Source organism: Lentzea sp. NPDC054927 (genome assembly GCF_053610285.1).
On sequence record NZ_JBSGXZ010000024.1, the window covers coordinates 1 to 24,697 of the forward strand.

General features: G+C 69.3%; 23 protein-coding genes. 10 read left to right on the forward strand and 13 right to left on the reverse strand.

The genetic code is table 11. The features are described from left to right. Positions 1-369: 369 nt before the first annotated feature. The 6 genes from ACWGE0_RS27210 to ACWGE0_RS27235 all read right to left on the reverse strand — a co-directional run bounded on the left by ACWGE0_RS27210 (position 370) and on the right by ACWGE0_RS27235 (position 8,284). Positions 370-1,497 carry a sensor histidine kinase gene (locus ACWGE0_RS27210; protein WP_452263729.1) on the reverse strand — a complete coding sequence of 376 codons (1,128 nt, stop codon included), beginning with the start codon at positions 1,495-1,497 and terminating at the stop codon, positions 370-372. 4 nt (positions 1,498-1,501) lie between these two features. Next, a complete protein-coding gene (locus tag ACWGE0_RS27215; protein WP_253320612.1) occupies positions 1,502-2,185 on the reverse strand; it encodes a response regulator transcription factor in 684 nt (227 codons plus the stop codon). A 64-nt stretch (positions 2,186-2,249) separates the two neighbouring features. Then, positions 2,250-2,891, reverse strand: a complete 642-nt coding sequence (locus ACWGE0_RS27220) for an SPFH domain-containing protein (protein WP_452263730.1) — start codon at positions 2,889-2,891, stop codon at positions 2,250-2,252. Between the two features lie 238 nt (positions 2,892-3,129). Beyond that, entirely contained in the window at positions 3,130-5,034 is a 1,905-nt protein-coding gene (gene dxs, locus ACWGE0_RS27225; protein WP_452263731.1) for a 1-deoxy-D-xylulose-5-phosphate synthase, read from the reverse strand. Positions 5,035-5,096: 62 nt separating this feature from the next. Further along, on the reverse strand, positions 5,097-6,302 hold the full coding sequence (locus ACWGE0_RS27230) for a class I SAM-dependent RNA methyltransferase (protein WP_452263732.1): 1,206 nt from the start codon (positions 6,300-6,302) through the stop codon (positions 5,097-5,099). Next, positions 6,299-8,284, reverse strand: a complete 1,986-nt coding sequence (locus ACWGE0_RS27235) for an APC family permease (RefSeq protein WP_452263733.1) — start codon at positions 8,282-8,284, stop codon at positions 6,299-6,301. Before ACWGE0_RS27235 ends, ACWGE0_RS27230 begins: the two co-directional genes overlap by 4 nt. 82 nt (positions 8,285-8,366) lie before the next feature. Between ACWGE0_RS27235 and ACWGE0_RS27240 the strand changes: the two genes are divergently transcribed. Together ACWGE0_RS27240 and ACWGE0_RS27245 are read left to right on the forward strand one after the other, a co-directional pair. Continuing rightward, positions 8,367-9,029, forward strand: coding sequence for a potassium channel family protein (locus tag ACWGE0_RS27240; RefSeq protein WP_452263734.1), 663 nt, complete (start codon positions 8,367-8,369; stop codon positions 9,027-9,029). Further along, on the forward strand, positions 9,029-9,685 hold the full coding sequence (locus ACWGE0_RS27245; RefSeq protein WP_319964703.1) for a potassium channel family protein: 657 nt from the start codon (positions 9,029-9,031) through the stop codon (positions 9,683-9,685). Before ACWGE0_RS27240 ends, ACWGE0_RS27245 begins: the two co-directional genes overlap by 1 nt. 9 nt (positions 9,686-9,694) lie before the next feature. Here ACWGE0_RS27245 and ACWGE0_RS27250 read toward each other — a convergent pair whose 3' ends face one another. Then, the gene (locus ACWGE0_RS27250; protein ID WP_319964702.1) at positions 9,695-10,183 is read right to left on the reverse strand and encodes an RICIN domain-containing protein; all 489 of its coding nucleotides are present in this window, start codon (positions 10,181-10,183) and stop codon (positions 9,695-9,697) included. A 195-nt stretch (positions 10,184-10,378) separates the two neighbouring features. On the opposite strand from ACWGE0_RS27250, the gene ACWGE0_RS27255 reads away from it, so the two are divergent. Further along, complete coding sequence (locus ACWGE0_RS27255) at positions 10,379-12,940, forward strand: AAA family ATPase (protein WP_452263735.1); 2,562 nt, start codon at positions 10,379-10,381, stop codon at positions 12,938-12,940. A 19-nt stretch (positions 12,941-12,959) separates the two neighbouring features. Beyond that, positions 12,960-15,551: a LuxR C-terminal-related transcriptional regulator gene (locus ACWGE0_RS27260; RefSeq protein WP_452263736.1), complete on the forward strand. Its 2,592-nt coding sequence runs from the start codon at positions 12,960-12,962 to the stop codon at positions 15,549-15,551. 309 nt (positions 15,552-15,860) lie between these two features. Here the strand turns inward: ACWGE0_RS27260 and ACWGE0_RS27265 are convergent, their stop codons facing one another. Then, the gene (locus ACWGE0_RS27265; RefSeq protein ID WP_452263737.1) at positions 15,861-16,625 is read right to left on the reverse strand and encodes a DUF3159 domain-containing protein; all 765 of its coding nucleotides are present in this window, start codon (positions 16,623-16,625) and stop codon (positions 15,861-15,863) included. Next, the gene (locus tag ACWGE0_RS27270) at positions 16,622-17,002 is read right to left on the reverse strand and encodes an OB-fold nucleic acid binding domain-containing protein (RefSeq protein WP_030474780.1); all 381 of its coding nucleotides are present in this window, start codon (positions 17,000-17,002) and stop codon (positions 16,622-16,624) included. The genes ACWGE0_RS27265 and ACWGE0_RS27270 overlap by 4 nt, the downstream gene beginning before the upstream one ends. Positions 17,003-17,071: 69 nt before the next feature. Between ACWGE0_RS27270 and ACWGE0_RS27275 the strand changes: the two genes are divergently transcribed. Continuing rightward, positions 17,072-17,740 (forward strand): alpha/beta fold hydrolase, encoded by a 669-nt coding sequence (locus tag ACWGE0_RS27275; RefSeq protein WP_452263738.1) that lies wholly within the window; start codon positions 17,072-17,074, stop codon positions 17,738-17,740. On the opposite strand, the gene ACWGE0_RS27280 is transcribed toward ACWGE0_RS27275, so the two are convergent. Then, the gene (locus ACWGE0_RS27280) at positions 17,725-18,339 is read right to left on the reverse strand and encodes a DUF3710 domain-containing protein (protein ID WP_452263739.1); all 615 of its coding nucleotides are present in this window, start codon (positions 18,337-18,339) and stop codon (positions 17,725-17,727) included. The two genes, ACWGE0_RS27275 and ACWGE0_RS27280, sit on opposite strands and share 16 nt — an antisense overlap. 4 nt (positions 18,340-18,343) lie before the next feature. After that, positions 18,344-18,817 (reverse strand): dUTP diphosphatase, encoded by a 474-nt coding sequence (gene dut, locus ACWGE0_RS27285; RefSeq protein WP_452263740.1) that lies wholly within the window; start codon positions 18,815-18,817, stop codon positions 18,344-18,346. Between the two features lie 24 nt (positions 18,818-18,841). Between dut and ACWGE0_RS27290 the strand changes: the two genes are divergently transcribed. Next, entirely contained in the window at positions 18,842-19,318 is a 477-nt protein-coding gene (locus ACWGE0_RS27290) for a DUF3093 domain-containing protein (protein WP_452263741.1), read from the forward strand. Between the two features lie 86 nt (positions 19,319-19,404). Here ACWGE0_RS27290 and ACWGE0_RS27295 read toward each other — a convergent pair whose 3' ends face one another. Further along, positions 19,405-19,704: a DUF4193 domain-containing protein gene (locus ACWGE0_RS27295; RefSeq protein WP_452263742.1), complete on the reverse strand. Its 300-nt coding sequence runs from the start codon at positions 19,702-19,704 to the stop codon at positions 19,405-19,407. A gap of 422 nt (positions 19,705-20,126) precedes the next feature. Between ACWGE0_RS27295 and cei the strand changes: the two genes are divergently transcribed. Both cei and ACWGE0_RS27305 read left to right on the forward strand, forming a co-directional pair. Beyond that, positions 20,127-20,858, forward strand: a complete 732-nt coding sequence (gene cei, locus ACWGE0_RS27300; RefSeq protein ID WP_452263743.1) for an envelope integrity protein Cei — start codon at positions 20,127-20,129, stop codon at positions 20,856-20,858. A gap of 31 nt (positions 20,859-20,889) precedes the next feature. Further along, the gene (locus ACWGE0_RS27305) at positions 20,890-21,414 is read left to right on the forward strand and encodes a PH domain-containing protein (RefSeq protein WP_452263744.1); all 525 of its coding nucleotides are present in this window, start codon (positions 20,890-20,892) and stop codon (positions 21,412-21,414) included. A gap of 1 nt (position 21,415) precedes the next feature. Here ACWGE0_RS27305 and ACWGE0_RS27310 read toward each other — a convergent pair whose 3' ends face one another. Continuing rightward, positions 21,416-22,210, reverse strand: coding sequence for an inositol monophosphatase family protein (locus ACWGE0_RS27310; RefSeq protein ID WP_452263745.1), 795 nt, complete (start codon positions 22,208-22,210; stop codon positions 21,416-21,418). A 116-nt stretch (positions 22,211-22,326) separates the two neighbouring features. Here ACWGE0_RS27310 and ppgK point away from each other — a divergent pair, with 116 nt between their 5' ends. Beyond that, entirely contained in the window at positions 22,327-23,088 is a 762-nt protein-coding gene (gene ppgK / locus ACWGE0_RS27315) for a polyphosphate--glucose phosphotransferase (protein WP_452263746.1), read from the forward strand. Between the two features lie 239 nt (positions 23,089-23,327). Further along, entirely contained in the window at positions 23,328-24,653 is a 1,326-nt protein-coding gene (locus tag ACWGE0_RS27320) for an RNA polymerase sigma factor (RefSeq protein WP_452263747.1), read from the forward strand. Positions 24,654-24,697: the final 44 nt, after the last annotated feature.

Sequence of the window (24,697 nt, forward strand, 5' to 3'; positions counted from 1 at the left end):
TATGTCTGGCATCAATCTGGTCTTGCTCTCAAAGGAACTACCTCGACGAGGAGGTAATTCATATATTACTGGCTGTGTTATCGGCACGCTGTTGAGTTCTCAAAGAACACGCGCACACCGCAGCTCATCTCCGCGAGGAGGGAACTTCCGGGGCTGTGTCAGGCTTAGAAGTCTTTCGCCGCACTCCGTTCCGGTGTTTTCCGGCCCGTTCCGTGCTGGCAGAGAGAAATTTACACGCCGGACTTCCAACATCCAAATCGGGGGTCACTAACGGCGTAACCGCAGGTCAGGCGCCACGCGGACGGCCCAAACCTCGCAAGATCGACGCACAGTGTGACCGGGGCCACGCCGACAATCTCGTATCTGGCTTCAGCGGGGTGCGGCAGGGAGGTGCACGGACACCGACAAACCACCGGTCGGCACGGCCACTGCCTGCGCAAACCCGCCGTGCGCCGCCACCGCGGCGCGGACGATCGAGAGTCCGAGACCCGTGCCGGACTGGCTGGTGCGGTCCTTGACCCCGCGGCGGAACGGCTCGAACAGCTCCTCGACGCGGTCCGGGGCGATGACCGGGCCCGATGACGACACCCTCAGCACGGACCACTGCGGCCCTGTCTCCACCACGGTCTCGATCCACCCGCCGACGTGGTTGTGCCGAACGGCGTTCTCCAGCAGGTTGCCGGCGATGCGCTCCAACAGCGCGGGATCCCCGACGGCGAGCGCGGGCACGCACCGGAAGACGGTGCGCACGTTGCGTGCCCCGGCCTCCGCGCGCACGGCCTTCCACGCGGACTCGACAACAGCAGAGAGATCGACCGGCTCACGCACCGCGAGCCCAAGACCGTCCGTGCGCGCGAGCAGCAGCAGCGCGGACACCAACTGCTCCGCCCGCTCCCCCGCCGCGCGCACGACGCCGGCCATGCGCCGCAGCTCTTCGACGTCAGCGTCCGGATCGGACAACGTCACGTCCAGCTCCGTACGCACCACCGAGAGAGGAGTGCGCAGTTCATGCGATGCGTTCGCCACGAACCGGCGTTGGGAGTCGAAGGCCGCTTCGAGCCGGTCGAGCATCGCGTCGAACGTGTCCGCGAGCTCCGCGACCTCGTCGCGCGGCCCTTCCAGCCGCAACCGCGACCCGAGCGACTCGGCCGACAACTGGCGTGCGGCACCCGTGACGTCGTGCAGTGGCTTCAACACACGGCCGGTGAAGGTCCACGCCAGCACCACGGCGGCCACCACCATGCACGCGAACGCGATCAACCCCGCACGCAGCAGGTCCTGCCGGGCGGCGACCGTCAGCGCGTCCGTCAACGTCTTCACGGTGACGGTCACGCCGTCCACCGTCACCTGGGTGTCGGACGGGAACGACGGCGACGAGTCGAAGACCCGCCCGACCAGCGTCCACCCGAGGAAGAGCAGCACAGCGCTCACCACCGCGACCAGCGCGGTGGTGAGGAGCGTGATCCGGAGACGAAGCCCCGGCCCGCGCCTTCGCATGGGTTCAGTCCTCAGCAGATCCGTTCGACGCACTCGGCACCCGGTATCCGGAGCCCACGACGGTGTCGATGATGCCCGGCTCGCCGAGCTTCTTGCGCAACGTCATGACGGTGACGCGAACGGTCGTGGTGAACGGGTCGGCGTTCTCGTCCCACACGCGCTCGAGCAGTTCCTCGCTGCTGACGACCGACCCCTTGGCCGCGAGCAGGACCTCGAGCACCCCGAACTCCTTGCGGGTCAGCTCGATCGGCTGCCCGCCACGCGCCACGGTGCGACGCGCCGGATCCAGTTCGACGTCCTGAGCCGACAGCACGGGCGGTGTCGCCGGCGTCGCGCGCCGGGCCAACGCCCGTACGCGCGCGACCAGTTCGGGGAACGCGAACGGCTTCGCGAGGTAGTCGTCCGCACCGAGCGACAGCCCGGACACGCGATCCTCGATGGACCCGCTGGCGGTCAGCATCATGACCCTGGTGAGCGCGCCGGAGCTGAGGATCTCCTTGCACAGCTCGTCGCCGGACATCCCGGGGAGGTCGCGGTCGAGCACGACCACGTCGTACCGCGTCACGGTCGACTTCTCGTGCCCGGTCTCGCCGTCATAGGCGACGTCCACGGCCATGCCTTCGCGCCTCAGGCCGCGAGCGATCGCGTCGGCCAGAGGCGCCTCGTCCTCGACTACCAGAATCCGCACGCCTCAAAGGTGCCATACCGACCTGAGAAGGCGCTTAACGGCACCTTCACAGGCCGATTTCGGGCTACGACCTGCGTGCGGGCCGGTCCACGACCACCGTCGACGCCGACTGCAACGCCCTGATCTCCAGCAACGCCGGGTGCTCCTCGGCCAGCCGGGCAGCGTTCAACAGCGACCGCAAAGCCGCCGTCTCCCCACGCGCCCGCTCCAGAGCAGCCCGTCCCTCAGACGCCGCCACCAGCTCGGCGAGCGCGGCCCGCCGCAGCTCACCAGGCATGACGACATCCCGAACAGCCACTTCGGCCACCGTCACACCCAGCTCCGCGGCCCGTGCGGCAACTGCGGCGAGCACCTCTGCCGCAACGGCGTCACGCTCAGGGTCAACGGCGGAGTGCGCGCGCGTAACCACCGCGCTGCGCAATGCGAGCTGCACGGCCGTGTAGAGCTCATCCTCTGGTCGGGCCGACGCGACCACGAACGTCGTCGCAGAGGACACGGCCCACCGCACTACAACGGTCACACGAACCAGCACGCCATCGGAGGTCGGCACGTCCTGCGCCGCTGGGGTCATCGTGCGCGGACGGAGGTCGACGCGGTGCAGCACGACGTGTCGCGGGAACTTGTGCTCACCGGGCTCGACCTCGCCCACCAGCACCCCACGATCGAACTGAACTGCCCGCTCCCACGGGTACAACGTGTGCCTCATCGTCTCCACCCCACGAAACTCGTCCTGGCCAGGCACACCACGACCCCGGCCGGCGGGACGGCGAACGGAAGTCCACAAGGGACTCGCAAAGCTCGCCGCCCCCGTGTGCGACCGGGGTCGTGGCAACTCAGGGTGTGAACCTGGTGCCTTTACAGCGCCATGCGTCCGCAGAACGCGGGACCCGAGCGAGGGAAACCTGCTGGGCCGCAAGAACGGACGCGGGTGGAGGTTAACCGATCTACTTGTCCGCGGGCGCGTCCATTTCGACGGGCAGGCACTCCAGGCGGGAGGCCCACTCCGTGACCCGGCGCGCCACGTCCTGCGCGGTGATGCCGCACAACGCCAGCACCTCGCCACGCTCGCCGTGGTCGTGGAACTGTTGCGGCAGAGCGATGTCGCGCAACGGCACCTCGATGTCGGCATCGCGCAGCGCCGCCGCGAACGACGACCCGAAACCACCGTGCCGGCCACCGTCCTCAACGGTCACCACGAGCTTGTGCGACGCGGCCATCTCCACGAGGTCCACCGACATCGGGTAAATCCACCGCGGGTCGACGACCGTCACGCCGATGCCTTGGTCCTCCAGCCGTTGCGCGGCCTCGATACCAAGCTCGCCCAACGCGCCGACGGTCACCAACAGCACGTCGTTGCCCGACCGGCGAAGCACGTCAACGGAACCAACGCGCTCGAGAGCGGGCAGGTCGCCGCCGACGGACGCCTTCGGGTAGCGGATCACCGTCGGCGCGTCCGAGATCGCCACGGCCTCCCGCAGTTCCTCGACCAGCGTGCCCGCGTCGCGGGGTGCCGCCACGTGGACGCCGGGGATGACGCCGAGGATCGACATGTCCCACATGCCGTGGTGCGACGCGCCGTCCGGGCCGGTGACGCCCGCGCGGTCCAGCACGACGGTGACGCCCTGCTTGTGCAGCGCGACGTCCATCAGCAGCTGGTCGAACGCCCGGTTGAGGAACGTCGCGTAGACCGCCACGACGGGGTGCAGACCGCCGATCGCCAGACCGGCGGCGGAGGTCAGCGCGTGCTGCTCGGCGATGCCGACGTCGAAGAAGCGCTCCGGGAACGCCTTGGCGAACGGGTCCAGGCCGGTGGGCCCCTGCATCGCGGCGGTGATCGCCACGACGTCGGAACGCTCGCGGCCGACCTCCACCAGCGCGTCCGAGAACACGTGCGTCCAGGTGCGCTTGGACGGCTTGACGTCCTCGCCGGTGATCGGGTCGATGACGCCGGTGGCGTGCATCTGGTCGGCCTGGTGGTTCTCAGCCGGCGCGAACCCCATGCCCTTGCGGGTGACCGCGTGCACGATCACCGGGCCGCCGAACGACTTGGCGCGCTGCAGAGCGGACTCCAGCGTCGCCATGTCGTGGCCGTCGACCGGGCCGATGTACTTCAGGCCGAGGTCCTCGAACATCGCCTGCGGCGCCAGCGCGTCCTTGATGCCGCGCTTGGCGGCGTGCAGCGCGGCGTAGAGGGGCTTGCCGAAGAACGGCGTCTGCTGCAGCGCGCTCTTGCCCTTCTCCAGCACGCGCTCGTAGCCGGGACGCAGCCGCAGCGACGACAGGTGGTCCGCGAGACCACCGATCGTCGGCGAGTACGAGCGGCCGTTGTCGTTGACCACGATCACGACCGGACGCGTCTTGTCCGCCGCGATGTTGTTCAACGCCTCCCAGCACATGCCGCCGGTCAGCGCGCCGTCGCCGACGACCGCGACCACGTGGCCGCATGCGCCGTTGATCTGCTTCGCCTTCGCCAGACCATCTGCGTAGGACAGCGCCGTCGAGGCGTGCGAGCTCTCCTGCACGTCGTGCTCGGACTCCGAACGCGACGGGTAGCCGGACATCCCGCCCTGCTTGCGCAGCCGGTCGAAGCCGGCGCGGCGGCCCGTGACGATCTTGTGCACGTACGACTGGTGCCCGGTGTCGAACACGATCGGGTCCTGCGGCGAGTCGAACACGCGGTGCAACGCCACCGTCAGCTCGACGACACCCAGGTTCGGGCCCAGGTGCCCGCCCGTCTTGGACACCTTGTCGACCAGGAAACGCCGGATCTCCTCGCACAGCTGCGACAGCTGCGCCTCGTCCATCCGTTTCAGATCAGCTGGTCCATGCACGGACTCCAGCAGGGTCACCACGCCCACCTCACTCCTGAAGACTTCGGCTCAGTCTACGGAGACTCGACTGAGACGCTTTGTCAGCTGGTCTCAGGTACGAGCAGGGCGATGCACTCCATGTGGTGTGTCATCGGGAACGCGTCGAACGCCCGCAGTTCCTCGAGCCGGTACCCCTGAACTGTGAATTCAGCCAGGTCGCGGGCCAGTGCGGCGGGGTCGCAGGCCACGTAGACGACCCGCTGCGGACGGCGTCGTGCGACTTCAGCCACAACGACCTTGCCCGCACCCTTGCGAGGGGGGTCGAGGACCACGACATGAGGCTTCTCAACGGGCAGTGCGCGCTTCACAGCGTGCTCGACCTTGTCCACCACCCACTCCACCTGGGACATGCGGCGGAGGTTGCGCCGGCCGTCCTCCACGGCACCGGGGAAAGACTCCACGACCAGCACGGATCCGGTCTCGCCGACCTGCCGTGCGAGCACCGAGGCGAAGAGCCCCGCACCGCCGTAGAGGTCCCACGCGCGTTGCCCCGGCTCAGCAGCAGCCCACTCCCCCACGACGGATGCGAACGTGTCCGCGGCCGCCGGGTGGACCTGCCAGAAACCTTCCGCGGAAATTCGCCACTTTCGTTGGGCGGCCGTCTCAACGGCCGTACCGGTTCCGGCGCGTCGCGCGGTGTGTCGGCCGCGCACCTCACCCACATGACGGTTGCCGTCACCGTCCTGGACGATCGAGACCTCGTGCGCCCGCCACTTTCGGTCGGCCACCGCCTCGACCATGCCCGGCCGGGAGATCACACAGTGGTCGATCGGGATCACATCGTGGGAACGGGTGCCGCGGAAACCGGGCCGTCCGTCGCGGCCGACGGCCATCCGGATCCGGGTCCGCCACTCCAGCGGACCACCCGGCAGCGCCTCCACGACCACGTCGCGGTCGATCTTGGCCAGCCGCGACAGCTGCTCGCGGACGATCTGGCCCTTCAGCTCCCGCTGCGCGTCCCACGACACGTGCTGGAAGTCGCAGCCGCCGCACATCCCGGGCCCGCTGAACGGGCACGGCGGCTCGACACGGTCCGGTGAGGCCTCCAGGATCTCCACGGCGTCCGCACGGCAGAACGACCCGCCGTTGTCCTCGTACACCGACACCACGACACGTTCGCCGGTCAGTGCGTGACGCACGAACAGAACGCGCCCCTCATGGCGTGCGACGAAGTGCCCGCCGTGCGCGACCGGACCAACCTCTACTTCGAAGGTCCGTCCGGTCCAGTCTTCTTTGGCCGAGCTCATCGGTCGTCAAGTCCCCTTCGGACAGCGCCGGGCGCGATGACGTCCTTGTCCTTGACCTTCACCGACGACTCGAGCTGCCACGGCACACTGGTCACCATCACACCCGGCTGGAAAAGCAGTCTTCCCTTGAGCCGCAACGCACTCTGGTTGTGCAGCAACTGCTCCCACCAGTGGCCGACGACGTACTCGGGGATGAACACCGTAACAACGTCGCGCGGGTTGTCCGACTTGACGCGCTTGACGTAGTCGAGGACCGGCTTGGTGATCTCCCGATAGGGCGACTCGATCACCTTGAGCGGGATCTTGAAGTTCTCCTTCTCCCACTCCAGGACGAGCTTGCGGGTGTCGCCGTCGTCGACGTTGACGGTGACGGCCTCCAGCACGTCCGGGCGCGTGGCCTTGGCGTAGGACAACGCCCTCAGCGTCGGCATGTGCAGTTTGGACACCAGCACCATCGCGTGGTTGCGCGCGGGCATCGTGCGCACGCGCTCCTGCTTGCGCAGTTCCTCGGCGACGGTGTCGTAGTGCTTGCGGATCGCCGTCATCAACGCGTAGATGGCGGCCATCGCGGCGATGGCGATCCACGCGCCCTTGGTGAACTTCGTGATCAGCACGACGATCAGCACGGTCGCGGTCATGGCGAGACCGAAGGTGTTGATCGCCTGCGAGCGGCGCATCCGGCTGCGCGTCTGCGGGTCCGTCTCGGTCTTGAGCAGCCGCTTCCAGTGCCTGATCATGCCGAGCTGGCTCAGCGTGAACGAGACGAACACGCCGACGATGTAGAGCTGGATCAGCCGCGTGACCTCGGCGTCGAACGCGATGACGAGCACGACCGCGAACCCGGCCAGGAAGACGATTCCATTGGAGAACGCCAGCCGGTCGCCGCGGGTGTGCAGCTGCCGCGGCAGGTAACGGTCCTGGGCGAGGATCGAGCCGAGCACCGGGAAGCCGTTGAACGCGGTGTTCGCCGCGAGCACCAGGATCAGCGCGGTGACGCCGGCGATGAAGAAGAAGCCGGGCGGGAAGTTGTCGAACACGGCGTGCGCGACCTGCGCCACCATCGTCTTCTGCTCGTAGTCCTTCGGGGCGTTCGCGATCTGGTCCTTGGGGAACTCGGCCATCCGCACGTCGGTCAGCTGGGCGAGCACGATCAGGCCCATCAGCATGGTCACCGAGATGGTGCCCATCATCAGGAGCGTCGTGGCGGCGTTGCGGGACTTCGGCTTGCGGAACGCGGGCACGCCGTTGCTGATCGCCTCGACACCCGTGAGGGCCGCACAGCCGGACGAGAACGCGCGCAGCACGAGGAACACGAACGCGAGGCCCATGAGGTGGTCCTGTTCGGCGTGGATCTCGAAGCCGGAACTCTCCGCACGCATGTCGTCACCGAGCACGAGCCCGCGGAACAGGCCCCACACGATCAGGACCATGATGCCGATCATGAACGCATAGGTCGGGATCGCGAACGCGCTGCCGGACTCGCGGATGCCGCGCAGGTTGATCGCCGTGAGGATCACGATCGCGGCGACCGCGAACAGGGCCTTGTGCTCCGCGACGAACGGGATGGCCGACCCGATGTTCGCCGCCGCGGCCGAGATCGACACCGCGACCGTGAGGATGTAGTCGACGAGCAGGGCGCTCGCCACGGTGAGCCCTGCTCTGCGCCCGAGGTTGACCGTCGCGACCTCGTAGTCGCCACCGCCCGACGGGTAGGCGTGCACGTTCTGCCGGTAGCTGGCGACCACGGTGAGCATCACCACGACGACCGCGACCCCCACCCACGGCGCCATCACGTAGGCGCTCAGGCCCGCCACGGACAGCATCAGGAAGATCTCCTCCGGCGCGTAGGCGACCGACGACATGGCGTCGGAGGCGAACACGGGGAGGGCGATGCGTTTGGGCAGGAGGGTGTGCGCGAGGCGATCACTGCGGAACGGCCTGCCGACGAGGAGGCGTTTGGCAGCGGTGGCGAGCTTGGACACCGGCAGAGCGTAAGGGGTCCGCTCACCGGGACGGGCTAATGCTCGGTAGGTTCTGCTCAGAGTTCGCCTGAGGAGGCATGTCGTGCACGTGGTGATCATGGGGTGTGGCCGGGTGGGGGCGTCCCTGGCCAGGGCTCTCGAGCGACTCGACCACCAGGTCGCCGTGATCGACAAGGACCCGCAGTCGTTCCGCAGGCTGGGCAGCGACTTCCACGGGCAGCAGGTCGTCGGCAACGGTTTCGACCGCAATGTCCTGATCGAGGCGGGGGTCGAGCGGGCGGGCGCGTTCGCGGCGGTCTCCAGCGGTGACAACTCGAACATCATCTCGGCGCGGGTCGCGCGCGAGACGTTCGGCGTCGAGCACGTTGTCGCGCGGATCTACGACCACAAGCGCGCGGCCGTGTACGAGCGGTTGGGCATCCCGACCGTGGCGACCGTGCCGTGGAGCACCGACCGGTTCCTGCGGATGCTGTTGCCCGAGGGGGCCGCTACCGCGTGGCGCGACCCGTCCGGCACGGTCGCGGTGCTGCCGATCGAGGTCGACGAGCGCTGGGTGGGCCGTCCCGTCTTCGAGCTCGAGGCCGCCATCGGTGCCCGCGTGGCGTTCCTGATGCGGTTCGGCACGGGTGTGCTGCCGGACGCGAAGGCCGTCGTGCAGGCCGACGACATCATCTACGTGGCGGCGCTGTCCGGCACGATCACCGACGTCGCGGCGGCGGCGCAGCAGGCACCGGAGGAAAACTGATGCGGGTCGCGATCGCGGGTGCGGGCGCGGTGGGACGGTCCATCGCGCAGGAGCTCGTGCAGGACGGGCACCAGGTCATGCTGATCGAGCGGGACCGGGCGCACTTCGACCCGAACTCCGTCGAGCAGGCCGAGTGGGTGCAGGCCGACGCGTGCGAGTTGTCCTCTTTGGAGGACGCGGGCATGCAGCTGTGCGACGTGGTGATCGCCGCGACCGGTGACGACAAGGTCAACCTCGTGGTGTCGCTGCTGGCCAAGACCGAGTTCGCGGTCCGTCGCGTCATCGCGCGTGTGAACGACCCGACGAACGAGTGGCTCTTCACCGAGTCGTGGGGTGTCGACGTCGCGGTTTCCACGCCACGGTTGTTGGCCGCGATGGTCGAGGAGTCCGTGACGATCGGTGACGTCGTGCGGCTGCTGACGTTGCGGCAGGGGCAGGCGAACCTCGTGGAGATCACGCTCGACGAGTCGACGCCGTTCGCCGGCCGGGCGGTCTCGGAGCTGACGCTGCCCCGCGACGCCGCGCTGGTGACGATCCTGCGCGGCGGGCGGGTCATCGTGCCGCAGCCGGACGACACGCTCGAGGGCGGCGATGAGCTGTTGTTCGTCACCACCGCCGCCGTCGAGCACGAGATCAAGTCCGCACTGGGGTACTAGCGGGGGCGGTCAGATCCCGTTCCAGTACTGGTTGCTGCCGCCGTGGCAGTCCCACAGACCAACGTTGGCACCGTTCCACCAGTTGGCGCCGACGATCTCGACGCAGCGGTTGCCACCGAGCCACGACCGGATCCGGCCGACCTCGTAGTCGTGGGAGGCCGGGCGGTAGAACATCTGGAACGCGTTGTTGCCCGCCCAGCAGTCGAACATCTGCAGCGCCGCGCCGTTGTCGCCGTTGCCCCAGGCGGCGGACAGGCACTTGTTGTTGCTGGAGTTGCGCAGTTTCAGCCCGTCCCAGTACCAGCGCTGGGTGACCGCGCCCTGGCAGTCGACCATGATCACGCCGGCACCCTCCTGCGGGGTGGCGGCGGTCAGGCATCTGCCGTTGGACCGCGACGTGAACTGGGACCCCGCCTGCGCGCCCGCCGAGGTGGACGTGCTGACGAGCAGACCGCCCGACACGAGCGCGAGTGAGGCCAGGAGCGCGACTTTCCGCATGAAAGGTTTCATGCGGACCCGACGCTCGCCGCGGGCGGCCTGATACGGCTGGGTTCTCAGACGTTCCAGCGGATCGCAGCTTTCGTCCTCACTGCGTCCCCTCTTCGTGCCGGATTTCGTCATCCACGACATCCTGGGAGCGATGACCTGGCTCAACCCCGGTATCTGCGGAACGGAAGCGAGCACTTACCAACTGTGAGCGATCAGTTGCCCCTGGTCGGGCGCGAGGGTGAGCTGCGGGCCGCGCTGCGGGCGCTGGCCGTGGACGGAACGGTGCTGCTGTCCGGTCCGCCGGGCGTCGGCAAGACCCGCCTGGCCGCGGAGGTGCTCGCCGCCGCGCCGCATCCCGCCGTGCGCTGCTACGCCACGGTCGCCACGTCCCGGATTCCACTCGGGGCGATCGCGTCGCTCGTTCCCGCGGACATTCCCGCGAGCTCACACGGGCCGTCGATCCTGCCGTTGTCGTCTGTGCGCGCTGCTGCCGAGCATCTCTCTCGTGGCGGTCGACGGGTGTTGTCGATCGATGACGCACATCTGCTCGATGACGCGTCGTTGTTGGTGTTGCAGCACGTTGTGCGCCACCGGCTGACGCGAGTCATCTGCACGGCGCGGCTCGGGTGGGGTCTGGAAGGGCTGACCGTCGTCAACGTCGAGGCGCTCGACCAGCAGCGCGCGGACACGTTGCTGGCGGCCGCGCTGGGCGGCCCCGCCGACGCGTCGACCCGGCACCTGGTGTGGGCGAACAGCCAGGGCAATCCGTTGTACCTCAAGGAACTCGTGGCCGCCGGCCGGCACTCGGGCGCGCTGACCGAGACCGAGGGCGGCTGGAACTGGAGCGGGCCGCTGGAGCTGTCGGGGCGGCTCGCCGAGCTCGTCGACCTGACGCTGGGACGCCTCGCCGATCCGCAGCGGCGGGCGCTGGAGCTGCTCGCGTACGGCGAGCCGCTCGAACCGGAGCTGCTGCCGGTGCCGCGGGACCTCGTGGACATGGGGTTCGTGCGCGTCGGTGACGACGGACGCGCCCGCGTCGCGCATCCCCTCTACAGCGCGCGCCTGCGGGCGACCTGTCCGACGCTGAGAGCTCGCGCGCACCGCAGAGCCCTCGCCGACCGGTTGGAGGCGGAGGGCGCGAACCGGCCAGGTGACGCGGTGCGGCTCGCTACCTGGCGGCTGGACAGCGGGACGGCCGAGTCGCCGGACGTGCTCGCGCGGGCCGCCGAGCAGGCACTGTCCGCACAGGACTGGGAGCTCGCCGAACGGCTCTCGCGCGCCGCCGTAGCGCGTGGGGCGACATCGCGCGTGGGGCTCGTGCTCGGTCTCGTGCTGATGTACCAGCGTCAGTGCGTGCAGGCCGAGGAGGTGCTCGCCGAGACGATGGCGGCGGGCGGCGACATGCTCACGTTGATCCAGGTGGGCTGTACGCGCGCGTTCAACCTGTTCTTCGGTCTCGGTGACGAGGACGCGGCCGTGGCGGTGCTCGACGAGGTCACCGACCAGGAGTTGCCGCCTGAGTTGGAACACGCGGTGCTGTTCTTCGCGCTGACGTTCGCGCTGGAGGCCGCGCCGCTGCGGCTCGCGCGGCTCGGGGGTGAGCTGCTGATCGCCGAGGGCGGCTGGGCGGAGACGGCGGGACGGCAGGTGCTGGCGTTCGCCGACCAGTTCGCCGGCCGCTACACCGAGGCGATCGCGCGGATCGAGGACAACCACGACGCCGTGCTGGCTACGGCGGGGCGGTTCCCGTCGCTGACGAACGCGGCGAACGGGGTGCGCAACGAGAGCATCCTGCGCTGCGGTGACCTCGCGGGTGCCGAGACGCGGGCCGCGCGGGCGCTGGCCGAGGTGATCGAGGAGGACCGCTGGTCGGTCACCCAGGTGCCGCCGCGGGTGCTGCTGAGCCAGTGCGCGCGGTTGCGCGGGCAGGCCGCGTCCGCCGTGCGGATCACCGCGGAGGGCATTCCGGAATCCGGTGCGCGGTCGAACTCCCAGGCGATGATGTGGGACGTGCTGCTGCTGGCCGAGTTCGCCGCCGGTGCCGCGTTGCAGGGGCAGTCCGATCGGGCCGAACGGGCGTTGGCGCGCGCAGAGGCCGGGTTGCGACCTGCGTGGCGGATCGCGCAGTTCGCCGTTGGGTCTGCACGGTCGTGGGTGCTTGCTGGCGGCGGGCGCGTCAACGAGGCGATGCAGGCCGCTCTGGACAACGCTGCCACCGCGCGTGCACACGGCGCGCACTCTGAGGAGATCGTGTCGCTGCACGACGCCGCACGGTTCGGTGCGGACACCTCGCCACGGCTGTTGGAGCTCGCCAAGTCGCGCAAGGATCCGCTAACGACTGCGTATGCCTCACACGCCCAGGCGCGCGCGTTGCGTGACCCGGCGGGGTTGGAGGAGGTGGCAGCGGCCTTCACGGCGTGCGGTGCCACTTTGTACGCGGCTGAGGCGCTCGCGGAGGCCAGCAGGCTGTCGCGGCTGCACGACCGGCCGCGGGACGCGGACCGGCTGGAGCGGCAGGCTTCGGCGCTCGCGGAGTCGTTCGACGGTGCGACGACACCCGGTCTGGTGGTGACGAGCACTCTTGCCGCGTTGACGCCGCGTCAGCTGGAAATCGCGCGTCTGGCCGTGGCGGGGCTGACGAACGTGGAGATCGCGGAGCGTCTGGCGATTGCCAAACGCACGGTCGACAACCACCTGCACACGACGTACGCAGCGGTGGGTGTCACCGGACGGGGTGGATTGCGCGCGCTGTTCGGCCAGGGCTGACGGCAAAACGATGTGCGCGGTGGACCAGACCTTCGGCACACTGCGAGTTGTGTGGCCGTTCGTGGGCAGGAAGCGTGAGCTCGAGGACGTGATGTCCGCGCTCACCTCACCGAACGGAAACGGCGCCGCGCTCGTCGGACCCGCGGGTGTGGGCAAGACCCGGCTCACGGACGAGGTCGTGACACGGCTGGAGCAGACCGGTGTCGCCGTGCGGCGCTGTTACGCGACCGTGGCGACGTCGACGATCCCGTTCGGGGCGCTGGCCGCGATGCTGCCCGCCGACATGCGCACCGCGAACCCCTTGGGCCGCGCGGTCGAGCACCTGGCGGCCGAGCCGCAGCCGTTGGCGATCGTGGTGGACGACGCGCATCTGCTCGACGACGCCTCGATCGGGTTGCTGCATCACGTGATCCGGCACGGGTTCGCGCGGGTGCTGGTGACGTCGCGGCCGGGTGAGCGGGCCGAGCTGTGGCAGGAGGGGTTGTTGCGGCGCTATCCGCTCGGCGACCTCTCGCGTGCCGAGTCCGATCTGCTGCTGGAACAGGCGTTGGACGGGCCGGTGGACACGCGCTCGTCGTCGTTGCTGTGGTCCGGCAGCGCGGGGAACCCCTTGTACCTCAGGGAACTCGTGGTCTTCGGGCGCGCGGTGGGGGCGTTGCGCGTGACTGAAGGCATCTGGTCGTGGCACGGCGAGATCCAGCTCGGCGGGCGGCTCGGCGAGCTCGTGCAGGAGAACCTCGGCCGGTTGGAGCCGGCGCACCGGCACGCGCTGGAACTGCTCGCCTGTTCCGAGCCGGTCGAGCTGGACCTCCTGGCGTCGCTGGTGCAGGAGGAGGCGCTCAACGACCTGGAGACACGGGCGTTGATCCGTGTCGAGTCGTCGGGGCGCCGCACGGTCGTGCGGCTCGGGCATCCGTTGTACGGCAGTCTGCTTCGCGCGACATGCCCGGCGTTGCGTGCGCAGTCACACCAACGCGCGTTGGCCGCCGGTCTGGAAGCAACGGGCGCACGCCGTCGTGAAGACCTGATGCGTATCGCGACGTGGCGACTCGACGGCGGCTCACCGATCTCGCTGACACTGCTGGCCGCGGCCGCCGAACAGGCGTGGGCCGCGCGGGACGTGACGCTCGCCGAACGCCTGTGCCGCGCCGCCGTCGACGCGGGCGGCTTGAGCCGGGTCGGGCACGTGTTCGGCCAGGTGCTGATGCACGGCCGTGCGCCGGACCAGGCCGAGGCGACGCTGGCGGACGTGATGGCCGGCCCGTTGTCGACGGCGGACCTGGGCCGCCTCGGCGCCACCCGATCCATGAACCTGCACTTCGGGCTGGGCGACGCGGACGCCGCCGCCGCGGTGCTCGCCGGTGTCGACGTGCCCGGTCTCCCGGAGGACCTGCGCGACTGGCTGAAGGTCGTCCGGACTCTGCAGGAGGCGCAGCACCACCACGTGGCCACGGTGCTGGAGAGCACCTACCAGCCCGTGATGCCGCACCTGTCCATCCACATGCGACGCACCAGGGCGTTGTGCCTGCTGCACGCGGGCCGGTACCGCGAGGTCGAGGAGGAGGTCGCCTGGTGTGAGGCCGAGACTCTGTCGTCGGGCGGCGAGTCGCCGGCCCCGGACTACGGCGGCATGCGCATGCGCTGCTTCGCGCTGGCGTACGGCGGCCACATCGCCGAGGCGGAGAAGCTCGCGCTGAAGATGTACGACACGTTGTTCGACGATTTGGACTTCACCGGCACGACGTCGCTCTACAGCGTGTTGTCGTTCTGCGCGAGCATGCGAGGCCACGGCTCCCAGTCGCTGCGCCTGGCCCGTGAGGGCAGTCCGAAAACGCCGGGAAACCCGCTGATCTTCGACACCATCGCCCTCGCGAACCTGGCGAGCGCCGCCGCGCTCTGCGGTGACGGCGCCCTGGCCGAACAAGCCCTGGCCCGCGCCGAGAAGGCCCGCCGCCCGGCGTGGCGGCTGACCGGCATGAGGGTGTCGGTGGCCCGCTCCTGGGTGCTCGCCGCGCTGGGCGACATCCGGGCCGCCGCCGACGCCGCCGTGGCCGCGGCGGACGAATGCGCCGAGCTGGGCGTGCACGGCGGCGAGGCCATGGCCCTGCACGACGCGGCCCGTTTCGGCGTCGACACGTCCCTGCGCCTGGCGGCCCTCACGTCCACCATGGACGACCCGATGACCTCGGCCTACACGGCACACGCGACCGCACTCGCCCACGCCGCACCGGCCGTCCTGGAGGCCACGGCGACGGACTTCCTGCGCCTCGGCGCCACCCTCTACGCCGCCGAGGCCCTGGCCTCCGCCGCCCGCCTGCACCGAACCCACGGCAACGCCCGCGCCGCCTCCCAGGCCTCCGCCCGCCAGGCCCTGGTGATGCGCGACTTCGACCGCGTCCACACCCCGGCCCTGCGCGCCGACGGCCTCACCCACCTGACCCGCCGCCAGGTGGAGGTCGCCCGCCTCGCCACGTCCGGCCTGACCAACCAGCAGATCGCCGAGCAGCTCCACACCTCGAAGCGCACGGTCGACAACCATCTGCATGCGATATACGGCGTGCTCGGGGTGACGGGGCGCGACGGGCTGCGCACGGTGCTCGGCCCGTCCTGACGATATACAGCATCCCGGCTACCGGCAGCGGTATCCGACGGCGGTATCCGGTATCCGGTATCCGAAATGCGGGATGCGGGATGCGGGATGCCGGATCCCAACGCCAGCGTCGGTGACAACGTTGTCATTGGCGACTGTCGACTGCCGACCGTGCACCGCAGACATCTGATGTACGGGATACGGGATACGGGATACCGCCGCCGACCCGGTCAGTCGACGGCGAGCTGAGCAACACGGCGGCTGGCGCCTCCAACGACAACGCGGCCGGCGCCTCCGAAGAGACGCCGGCCGCGGGAAACGCCGAGCGGGTCAGTCGCGGGACTTGTCGCGCGACTCCTTCTCCACCACGCGCTGGAGCTCGTCCATGTCCGGGGTGAGGAGGTCGTCGGCCGTGCGGGCCAGGACCTCTTCCTCGGTGGCGCGAAGTCCGGCCTCAGCCTCGCGGGCTTCCTCGGCTGCTTTCAGGCGCTTGTCGGCCCTGCGGACCGCCCAGACCGTGGCGACCAGCGCGATGGCCATCAGCGGGTAGCCCATGCCGAGGCGGGCCACGGCTAGCCAGCCGACCTGGTTCTCCTCGTAGAGCCAGCGCTGCACCACGAAGCGCGCGAAGAAGACCAGCGCCCAGACGAAGGTCGCGATGTCGTAGTCGCGGACCGTGGCCTTGTCGGACCGCCAGGAGCGGTCGCGGCCGTTGAGGAACGTCCAGATCACGCCGGCCAGCGGCCAGCGCAGGATGATCGACAGCAGGAAGGCGCCGCCGTAGACGACGCTCTGCCAGATGCCGAAGAGGAAGAAGCCCTTGGCCTCACCCGTCTTGTAGGCGATGAACGCCGCGATGCCCACGCCGAACACGGCGGAGATGGCGGGCTGGACGGTGCCCTTGCGGACCGCCAGGACCACTCCGATGACGACGGCGGCGGCGAGTGCGCTGATGATCGCGGCCATCAGGTTCTTGGCGGCGAAGTTGACGATGACGAAGACGACGACGGGCAGCGACGAGTAGAGCATTCCGCTCACGCCGCCCATCTGCTCGAGGACGGTGGGCTGCTTTTCTTCGGTCTCAGCTGAGGTCATGAAGCGTTCTGCAACTCGTAATAGGGGTTGTAGAGCACCTTGCGCCCGTCGCGCACGGCGATGCGGCCACGAGCCTTGATCGTCCGACCAGGCTCGATACCCGCGATGCGACGGCGGCCGAGCCAGACGAGGGTCACGCCCTCGGTGCCGTCGTAGAGCTCAGCTTCCAGCGTGGCGGCCGCGTCCCTGGGGCAGAGCTCCACGCTGCGGAGCCTGCCGAGGACGGTGACCTCCTCGCCGGACTTGCAGTCGCAGGCCTTCACCGCGCCGACGGCCTCCGCTTTTCGCGAGAGGTCGTCCGCGTCGAGCTCGGTGACGTCACTGGTCAAGCGACGCACCAAGCGGCGCCAATAGCCGCTCATCCCCGACTCCTGCATTGCTCAAGTGGCCCCGTGGTGTGGACCGTCTGAGAGTGAGGGTACGCACGAGGGCGGACAATCTCGGGCGTGCCTGCCGAGACTGTTCTCCTCCTGCCCGGAACCGCCTCTGACGAGGTGTTTGTCCGTTCCGTGTTCGCCGAGCCGTTGTCGCAGGTCGGCGCGGTTCTCACCGCTCCTCGCGTCCGCACACTCAGTGAACGGTTGACGGCCCTCGAAAATGCCTCGGCAGGCCACCCGATCGTGGTGGGTGGCGTCTCACTCGGCGCGCACGTCGCGGCCAGGTGGGCCGCGCACAACCCGGACAGGTGCGCAGGCCTGGTTCTCGCGCTGCCGGCCTGGACCGGGGCTCCGAACGGCGCACCGGCGGCACTCGCCGCCAGGGCCAGCGCGGAGATCGTCGCGAACCACGGCCTCGACACCGCGCTCGCCGGCACGACCGGCTGGCTGCACGAGGAACTGACCAGGGCCTGGCGGGGCTACGGCGACCAGCTCGTGCCGCACTTCGAGGAAGCCGCAGAGTCGCCGGCGCCGACGCTCGACGAGCTGAGGAGCCTTACGGTGCCGACGGGCATCGTCGGGTGCACCGACGACCCGGTGCACCCGATCGAGATCGCTGAGCAATGGGCAGAAGCGATCCCACGCGCCGTGCTCACGACAACGACGCTTGACGCCTACCCGCACGCACTAGGGCGCGCGGTGCAGGCGTGGCAACAAGCGCGTCAGCCCTGCTGCTGAATGTGCTTGGCGATCGCTTCCGGCAGTTCGACCGGCAGCGGGGTGCGGGGCGGCATCGGCTGCTCGCCGCGCACGACGACGGTGCCGCGCAGCATCTCCCGCAGTGCCGCGGAGTTCTGCTCGAAGTGCTCCTCGGGACCGGCGGCGACACCGCGCAGCATCCAGCGCGGCCCGTCGACGCCGACGAAGAGGATCTGCACGCCCTGGTTGCGAGCGGTGATCTCCTCGCCCCACTCGCCGTTCTCGCGGTTGATGCGGGCGCCGTCCTCCTTGAGGCCCTCGATCAGCTCGGCGCCGACCTCCCGCCAGAGGCCGCCCGACTTCGGCGCGGCGAACGCGCTGACCGTCAGCTGCCCGACGGACGTGAGGACGTGCACGGCGCGCACGGAACCGTTCTGCTGGTCCATCTCGACCTGCAGCTGGGCCTCGGCCGGCATCGGCAGCTGCACCGATCCCAGGTCGAGCCGCTCCAGCTCGTCATGGGGCGCCACCGTCGAGTCCCACGGTCCGGCGACGTCGTCGAAGTCCTCGTCGTGCTCCGGACCGGTGTCGACAGCCCCAGCGGAGTGACGACCGCGCTTGCGGCGCCTTCCGAACATGCCTCTACCCCTCTGTCTTCGTACGGGCGAGCACCACGTGCCCGCCGGTCGAGCCATAGCCTCCCGCACCGCGTTCCGTTTCCGGCAACTCGGTGACCTCTCGGAACACCGCGTGCTCGACGCGTTGCACGACGAGCTGGGCGATCCGGTCGCCGCGCGACAGCACGATCGGCTCACGGAGATCATGGTTCACGAGGCAAACGCGGATCTCACCGCGGTAGCCGGAGTCGATCGTGCCCGGAGTGTTGACCACGCTCAGCCCGACCCGCGCGGCCAGCCCGGAACGGGGGTGCACGAAACCGGCGAACCCGAGCGGGAGCGCGATCGCGACACCGGTGCCGACGACGGCGCGCTCGCCTGGTGGAATGACCACGTCCGACGTGGTGACCAGATCGGCGCCCGCGTCGCCGGGACGGGCGTAGGCGGGCACGGGAACCCCCGGATCGAGCCGGGTCAGCAACACCTCGACGCTGGACACGGCGGGCGAGATTACCCTGACGACGTGAGTGAGACTGCCGTGACCGCCACTACGACCTTCCGCGAGCGCCTGTACGTGACGTGGTGGATCTGGCCCTGGCCGCTGCTGGGCGCCGGGCTGCTGGCCGCCGAGGTGCACATGGGCTTCCCCGGTGTCCGCTCCTGGCTGCCGTACGCGATCCTGCTGCCGCTGACGATCGTGCTGATCATGCGGCAGGGGTCCACCAAGGTGGAGGTCGCCGACGGCGAGCTGCGGGCGGGCGAGGCGCACATCTCCCTCGATCTGCTCGGCGACGTCGAGATCATCGCCCCGCAGGACCGGCGCAAGGTCATGGGCCCGTTCCTCGACCCGGCCGCGTTCGTCGTGCAGAAGGGCTGGGTCAAGTCGCTCGTGCGGGTGCGCGTGAACGACCCGGAGGACCCGACGCCCTACTGGCTGATCAGCTCGCGGCGCCCGGAAGAGCTCGCCGCCGCGATCAGGTCCGGGCAGCACGCGGCCTGACGAGCGTTGAAGAACACAGTCTGAAAAACACAACTGGGCGCCACCCGTGCGGGTGAGCGCCCAGTTCTTTCTCGGCGGAATTTGCGTCAGGCGCAGTCCCGGCAGATGTACGTGCCGCCGTTGTCCTCGGCGAGCCTGCTGCGGTGGTGCACCAGGAAGCACTTCGAGCACGTGAACTCGTCGGCCTGCTTGGGCAGGACCTTGAACGTGAGCTCCTCGCCGGACAGATCGGCGCCGGGCAGCTCGAAGTTCTCAGCGTTCGCGTCCTCGTCGACGTCGACGACGCCGGACTGCGTCTCGTTCCGCCGGGCTTTCAACTCCTCGAGGGAGTCCTCAGCGAGTTCGTCCGCCTCGCTGCGACGCGGCGCGTCGTAGTCGGTCGCCATCTTCTTCACCCCTGCGGTCTACGGAGACTGTTCGTGTCGCTGGTTAACGCTCCAGCGACCTCTTTTGTGCCCCACGTCAAGGTGACGTAGGTCTCTCACACCCGAGTGCCAAGCCAACCCCCTTGACGTGACCGTCGGCTTGATCCACATGTGTGCGGAGCGCGCAGAGGGTAGCTCATTGTCCGAGTGCTTCCACATCGGGTTACCCCTTACCGACCGGACGGGTGACACAACCTTTCTACGCTGGACCGATACCCTGTGCGGGAGCACGTGCGTCCCGGCGTGCAACCTGGCGCCGGGCCGGTACCGTCCTGACTGTGAGCAATCAGGCCGGTGCGCTGGGTCACGCCCGTCGGGGCGCGCAACAGCTGGGCAGGGCCTAGGCTGATCACAGGGGACGTAACACGGGGAGGGCTTCGCACGTGGGACCCGCATCGGGAAGTTTGACGCCCTACAAGCGGCGTCGGCCCGTGCCCGCGCTAGTCCTGTTCGCGGTGCTGTTGGTCAGTTCCGTGTTCGTGTGGGTGAAGGTGCTCGGCAACGCCGGCGACGTGGACGCGGCCATCAAGTGCAACGCGCCCGGTCACGTGCAGTCCTCGGGGACCGCCCCGGCCGAGGCCGGGGTCGATCCGGGAGCCACCTCGACCGCACCGCCGCCCGCCCTGGGCACCGTGCTCGAACACGACGCGCTGGACCGCACCAACCCGGTGCCGTTGGGCGAGGTCAACTTCAAGGTCGTCAACGCCTCGACCCAGCGCAACCACGCCAAGACCGTCGCGACCCAGTTCACCGAACTGGGCCTGAAGCAGGCGGCCGACCCCGGCAACGACCCGATCTACCCGGCGGGCGACATGGGCTGCCGCGGCCAGATCCGCTTCGGCGCCCCCGGCTCGCAGGCGGCACGGACGCTGTCGCTGCTGGAGCCGTGCCTGGAGCTCGTGCGCGACGACCGCCAGGACGCCACCGTCGACATCGCGGTCGGCAAGAAGTTCGACGAGGTCAAGCCGAACAGCGACGCCCGCAAGGTGCTCGACCAGCTCAAGGAGTGGGCCGAGCAGCAGCCGGAGCAGCAGGGCGGCCAGGCCGCAGCCGCCGCCCCACCGACCCTGAACGCGGACAACCTCTCCGGCGCCCGCGACGTGACCTGCGCCTGACTTTCGTCCTCCCGCTCGCTACCTTGCGCACATGGGGGTTGATCTTCTTCCGGGCGAGCACGTCCTGTGGCAGGGCTCGCCCGCGCACCGTTCGGTGTTCTTGCGCGGGGATCCGGCGTGGATGCGGTTCAGCCTGAAGTTCCACGCCGTCGCGCTCGTACTGGTGGTGGCGGTCTTCGCGCTGGCGAGCCAGTGGCTGGACCTGGGCGATCTGTGGCGCATCGGGCTCGCCGTGTTCGTGGCGCCCGAGGTCGCCCATTTCACCGAGCCGTTCGTCTGGCGCTTCCTGACACTGCGTCGCACGACCTACTTCGTCACCGACCAACGCGTCGTGTCGGTACCCGGCAGGCGAACGCGGGCAGTGCGGCTCGCCGAGATCGACAACCTGGCGTACGTGGAGGAAGCGGACGGCTCCGGGTACGTCCGCCTCGACCAGCGGATCATGCCCGACGGGTTCGGCAACAAGGCGGTGGCCGAACTGATTCACGTCCCTGACGTGCGTGAGGTCGTCGACCTGATCTCCCGGCTGACCGGGCAGACCCCGACCGCGCGGTGACTCAGACCTTGCCGAAGCCGGACTCGACGAGCGCGCCGTACATGGCGTCGGCGATCCCCGGCGCGGCCGCGAACGTCGCGTCCTCCCCCAGCTCCGGCGAAGAACCCGGCAGCCGGACCACGGCACCGGCCTCGGCGGCGATCAACCCGCCGGCGGCCCAGTCCCAGCGCCCCAGCGCGTGCTCGGCGTACGCGTCGAGCCGACCTGCCGCCACCGAGCACAGGTCCAGCGAGGCCGCGCCGGCCCGGCGCAGGTCACGCACCCGCGTCGCCATCGACGCCCACGCGTCGGCCTGCCGCTGACGACGTTCCGGCCGGTACGCGAAGCCGTACCCCAGCAACGACAGCGACAGATCCGTGGTCGCCGACACGTGCAACGGCTCCCCGTCCAGGAAGGCGCCGTACCCGCGCGCCGCGGTCCACACGCGGCCGGTCGCCGGCTCCACCACCGCGCCCGCGACGGACTCGCCGTCGAGCTGCGCCGCGATCGACACCGAGTACCAGGGGATGCCGTAGAGGTAGTTGACGGTGCCGTCGATCGGGTCGACGACCCAGGTCAGCCCCTCGACGACGGTTCCGCCCTCTTCCTCGCCGAGAACCGGCTCACCGGGACGCGACTCGGACAGACGCGTCCGGACGAGTTGTTCTGAGGCGCGGTCGGCGGCCGTGACCACGTCCGTTGATGTGCTCTTGGTGTCGAACGAGACCACGGCGGAAGCGCGCATGCGCTGAACAAGAGCGCCCGCTTCCTGTCCGATGGCCGTGGCGATGTCGACGAGTGGCCTGGGATCGAACACGACCGGTTCCCTCCTGCGTCACTAGCACGGGACTATCGGACAACGTCAGGCTAATGTCTGCGCACCACAGGTACTGAATCGAAACCAGCAGGATCGAGTAGGAAGGACCACGGGGAATGGGCATCACCCGCGGGTTCGGTGTGGACATCGGCGGCTCCGGCGTCAAGGGCGGCCTGGTCGACCTCGAAGCAGGAGCACTGGACGGCGAACGCCTGCGCATCCCCACACCTCAGCCCTCGACGCCGGAAGCGGTCGCGGAGGTCGTCGCCGAGATCGTCGAGAAGTTCCAGTGGGACGGGCCGGTCGGCATCACGCTGCCGTGTGTGGTCAAGCACGGTGTGGCGCTCAGTGCCGCGAACGTGGACAAGGGATGGATCAACTGCGACGCCCAGCAGCTCTTCGCTGAGCGCCTCAAGCGCAAGCCTGAGGACATCGTGGTGATGAACGACGCGGACGCGGCCGGCATCGCCGAGATGACGTTCGGCGCGGGCGTCGGCAAGGACGGCACCGTCGTGCTGCTCACGTTCGGCACCGGCATCGGCAGCGCGGTGTTCCTCGACGGCAAGCTCGTCCCGAACACCGAGTTCGGCCACCTCCAGGTCGACGGGCACGACGCGGAGACGCGTGCGGCCGCCTCCGTGAAGGAGGACAAGGGCCTGTCCTGGGAGGAATGGACGCCCCGGGTCACGCGCTACATCAACGTGCTCGAGGACCTCATCTGGCCTGATCTCGTGATCGCCGGCGGCGGTGTGAGCAAGAAGGCGCAGAAGTGGTTGCCGTTGCTCAAGGTCCGCACCGAGGTCGTCGCGGCCGCCCTTAAGAACGACGCCGGCATCGTCGGTGCCGCGTGGGCCGCGGCGCACGGCATCAGGCCCTGACCGCGATCATCGCGACCATTCGACACCGAAACGTGTCCGACTCGCCTTACTCGATCTAGCTGCGAGAACGCAGGTGAGAGCGCCTCGAACCACCTCGGGGCGCAACACCGCGTCACCGACGTCGTTACAATGGAACGCACACCCGCCAAGCAAGATCGGCGGGGAGATCCCCTGAACTCTGGCGACCGAGGTTTCGCGCCCTCTGGTTTGCCTTGAACGACCGTCGCGAAAGGGCGTACGTGGCAGCCGCAGAAACCGCATCCCGACGCTCCAGCTCCGCCGCGAGCGCCGCCAAGACGACCAAGGCGACCGCGGCCGGCGAGGCCGAGGAGAAGCCCAAGCGCAAGACGACCGCGACGGCAGCGGCCAAGAAGCCCGCCGCCGCAGCCGCCAAGGGCGCGCGCAAGCCGGCCACGAAGGCCGCTCCCGCCAAGGGTGCGACGACCAAGAAGGCCGACGGCGAAGAGCCCGAGGACATGGAAGGCGCTCCCGGCGCCGAGGACCTGGTCGAGGACGTCGAAATCGTCGACGAGCCCGTCGTGGACGAGCCCGAGGAGGCGGAGGACCCCAACAAGGGTGACTTCGTCTGGGACGAGGAAGAGTCCGAGGCCCTGCGCCAGGCGCGCAAGGACGCGGAGCTCACCGCCTCGGCCGACTCCGTCCGCGCCTACCTCAAGCAGATCGGCAAGGTCGCCCTCCTCAACGCCGAGGAGGAAGTCGAACTCGCCAAGCGCATCGAGGCAGGCCTGTACGCCGCCGAGCGCGTGCGCCGTTCCGAGGAAGAAGCGGAGAAGCTCACCCCGCAGCTGCGCCGCGACCTCCGCTGGATCGTGCGTGATGGCGAGCGCGCCAAGAACCACCTGCTCGAGGCGAACCTCCGTCTCGTCGTGTCGCTGGCCAAGCGCTACACCGGCCGCGGCATGGCGTTCCTGGACCTGATCCAGGAGGGCAACCTGGGTCTGATCCGCGCCGTCGAGAAGTTCGACTACACCAAGGGCTACAAGTTCTCCACGTACGCCACCTGGTGGATCCGGCAGGCGATCACCCGCGCGATGGCCGACCAGGCCCGCACCATCCGCATCCCGGTGCACATGGTCGAGGTCATCAACAAGCTCGGTCGCATCCAGCGCGAACTGCTCCAGGACCTGGGCCGCGAGCCCACCCCGGAGGAGCTCGCCAAGGAAATGGACATCACGCCCGAGAAGGTGCTGGAGATCCAGCAGTACGCGCGTGAGCCCATCTCGCTGGACCAGACGATCGGCGACGAGGGCGACAGCCAGCTCGGCGACTTCATCGAGGACTCCGAGGCCGTCGTCGCTGTCGACGCCGTCTCGTTCACGCTGCTGCAGGACCAGCTCCAGTCCGTGCTCGCGACGCTGTCCGAGCGCGAGGCGGGCGTCGTCCGGCTGCGCTTCGGCCTCACCGACGGCCAGCCGCGCACGCTGGACGAGATCGGCCAGGTCTACGGCGTCACGCGTGAGCGCATCCGTCAGATCGAGTCCAAGACGATGTCGAAGCTGCGTCACCCGTCGCGTTCGCAGGTTCTGCGCGACTACCTCGACTAGGTCATACCTGGACATACGCAGGAGGCCCCGCACCGGTTCGGTGC

What these genes read in the sequence shown, in the direction of transcription:
- ACWGE0_RS27210 (WP_452263729.1), bottom strand. Translation starts at nt 1,497, where the DNA reads ATGCGAAGGCGCGGGCCGGGGCTTCGTCTCCGGATCACGCTCCTCACC.
- ACWGE0_RS27220 (WP_452263730.1), bottom strand. Translation starts at nt 2,891, where the DNA reads ATGAGGCACACGTTGTACCCGTGGGAGCGGGCAGTTCAGTTCGATCGT.
- ACWGE0_RS27280 (WP_452263739.1), bottom strand. Translation starts at nt 18,339, where the DNA reads ATGTTCGGAAGGCGCCGCAAGCGCGGTCGTCACTCCGCTGGGGCTGTC.
- ACWGE0_RS27270 (WP_030474780.1), bottom strand. Translation starts at nt 17,002, where the DNA reads ATGCAGGAGTCGGGGATGAGCGGCTATTGGCGCCGCTTGGTGCGTCGC.
- ACWGE0_RS27295 (WP_452263742.1), bottom strand. Translation starts at nt 19,704, where the DNA reads ATGGCGACCGACTACGACGCGCCGCGTCGCAGCGAGGCGGACGAACTC.
- ACWGE0_RS27230 (WP_452263732.1), bottom strand. Translation starts at nt 6,302, where the DNA reads ATGAGCTCGGCCAAAGAAGACTGGACCGGACGGACCTTCGAAGTAGAG.
- ACWGE0_RS27250 (WP_319964702.1), bottom strand. Translation starts at nt 10,183, where the DNA reads ATGCGGAAAGTCGCGCTCCTGGCCTCACTCGCGCTCGTGTCGGGCGGT.
- ACWGE0_RS27305 (WP_452263744.1), top strand. Translation starts at nt 20,890, where the DNA reads ATGGGGGTTGATCTTCTTCCGGGCGAGCACGTCCTGTGGCAGGGCTCG.
- ACWGE0_RS27245 (WP_319964703.1), top strand. Translation starts at nt 9,029, where the DNA reads ATGCGGGTCGCGATCGCGGGTGCGGGCGCGGTGGGACGGTCCATCGCG.
- ACWGE0_RS27265 (WP_452263737.1), bottom strand. Translation starts at nt 16,625, where the DNA reads ATGACCTCAGCTGAGACCGAAGAAAAGCAGCCCACCGTCCTCGAGCAG.
- ppgK (WP_452263746.1), top strand. Translation starts at nt 22,327, where the DNA reads ATGGGCATCACCCGCGGGTTCGGTGTGGACATCGGCGGCTCCGGCGTC.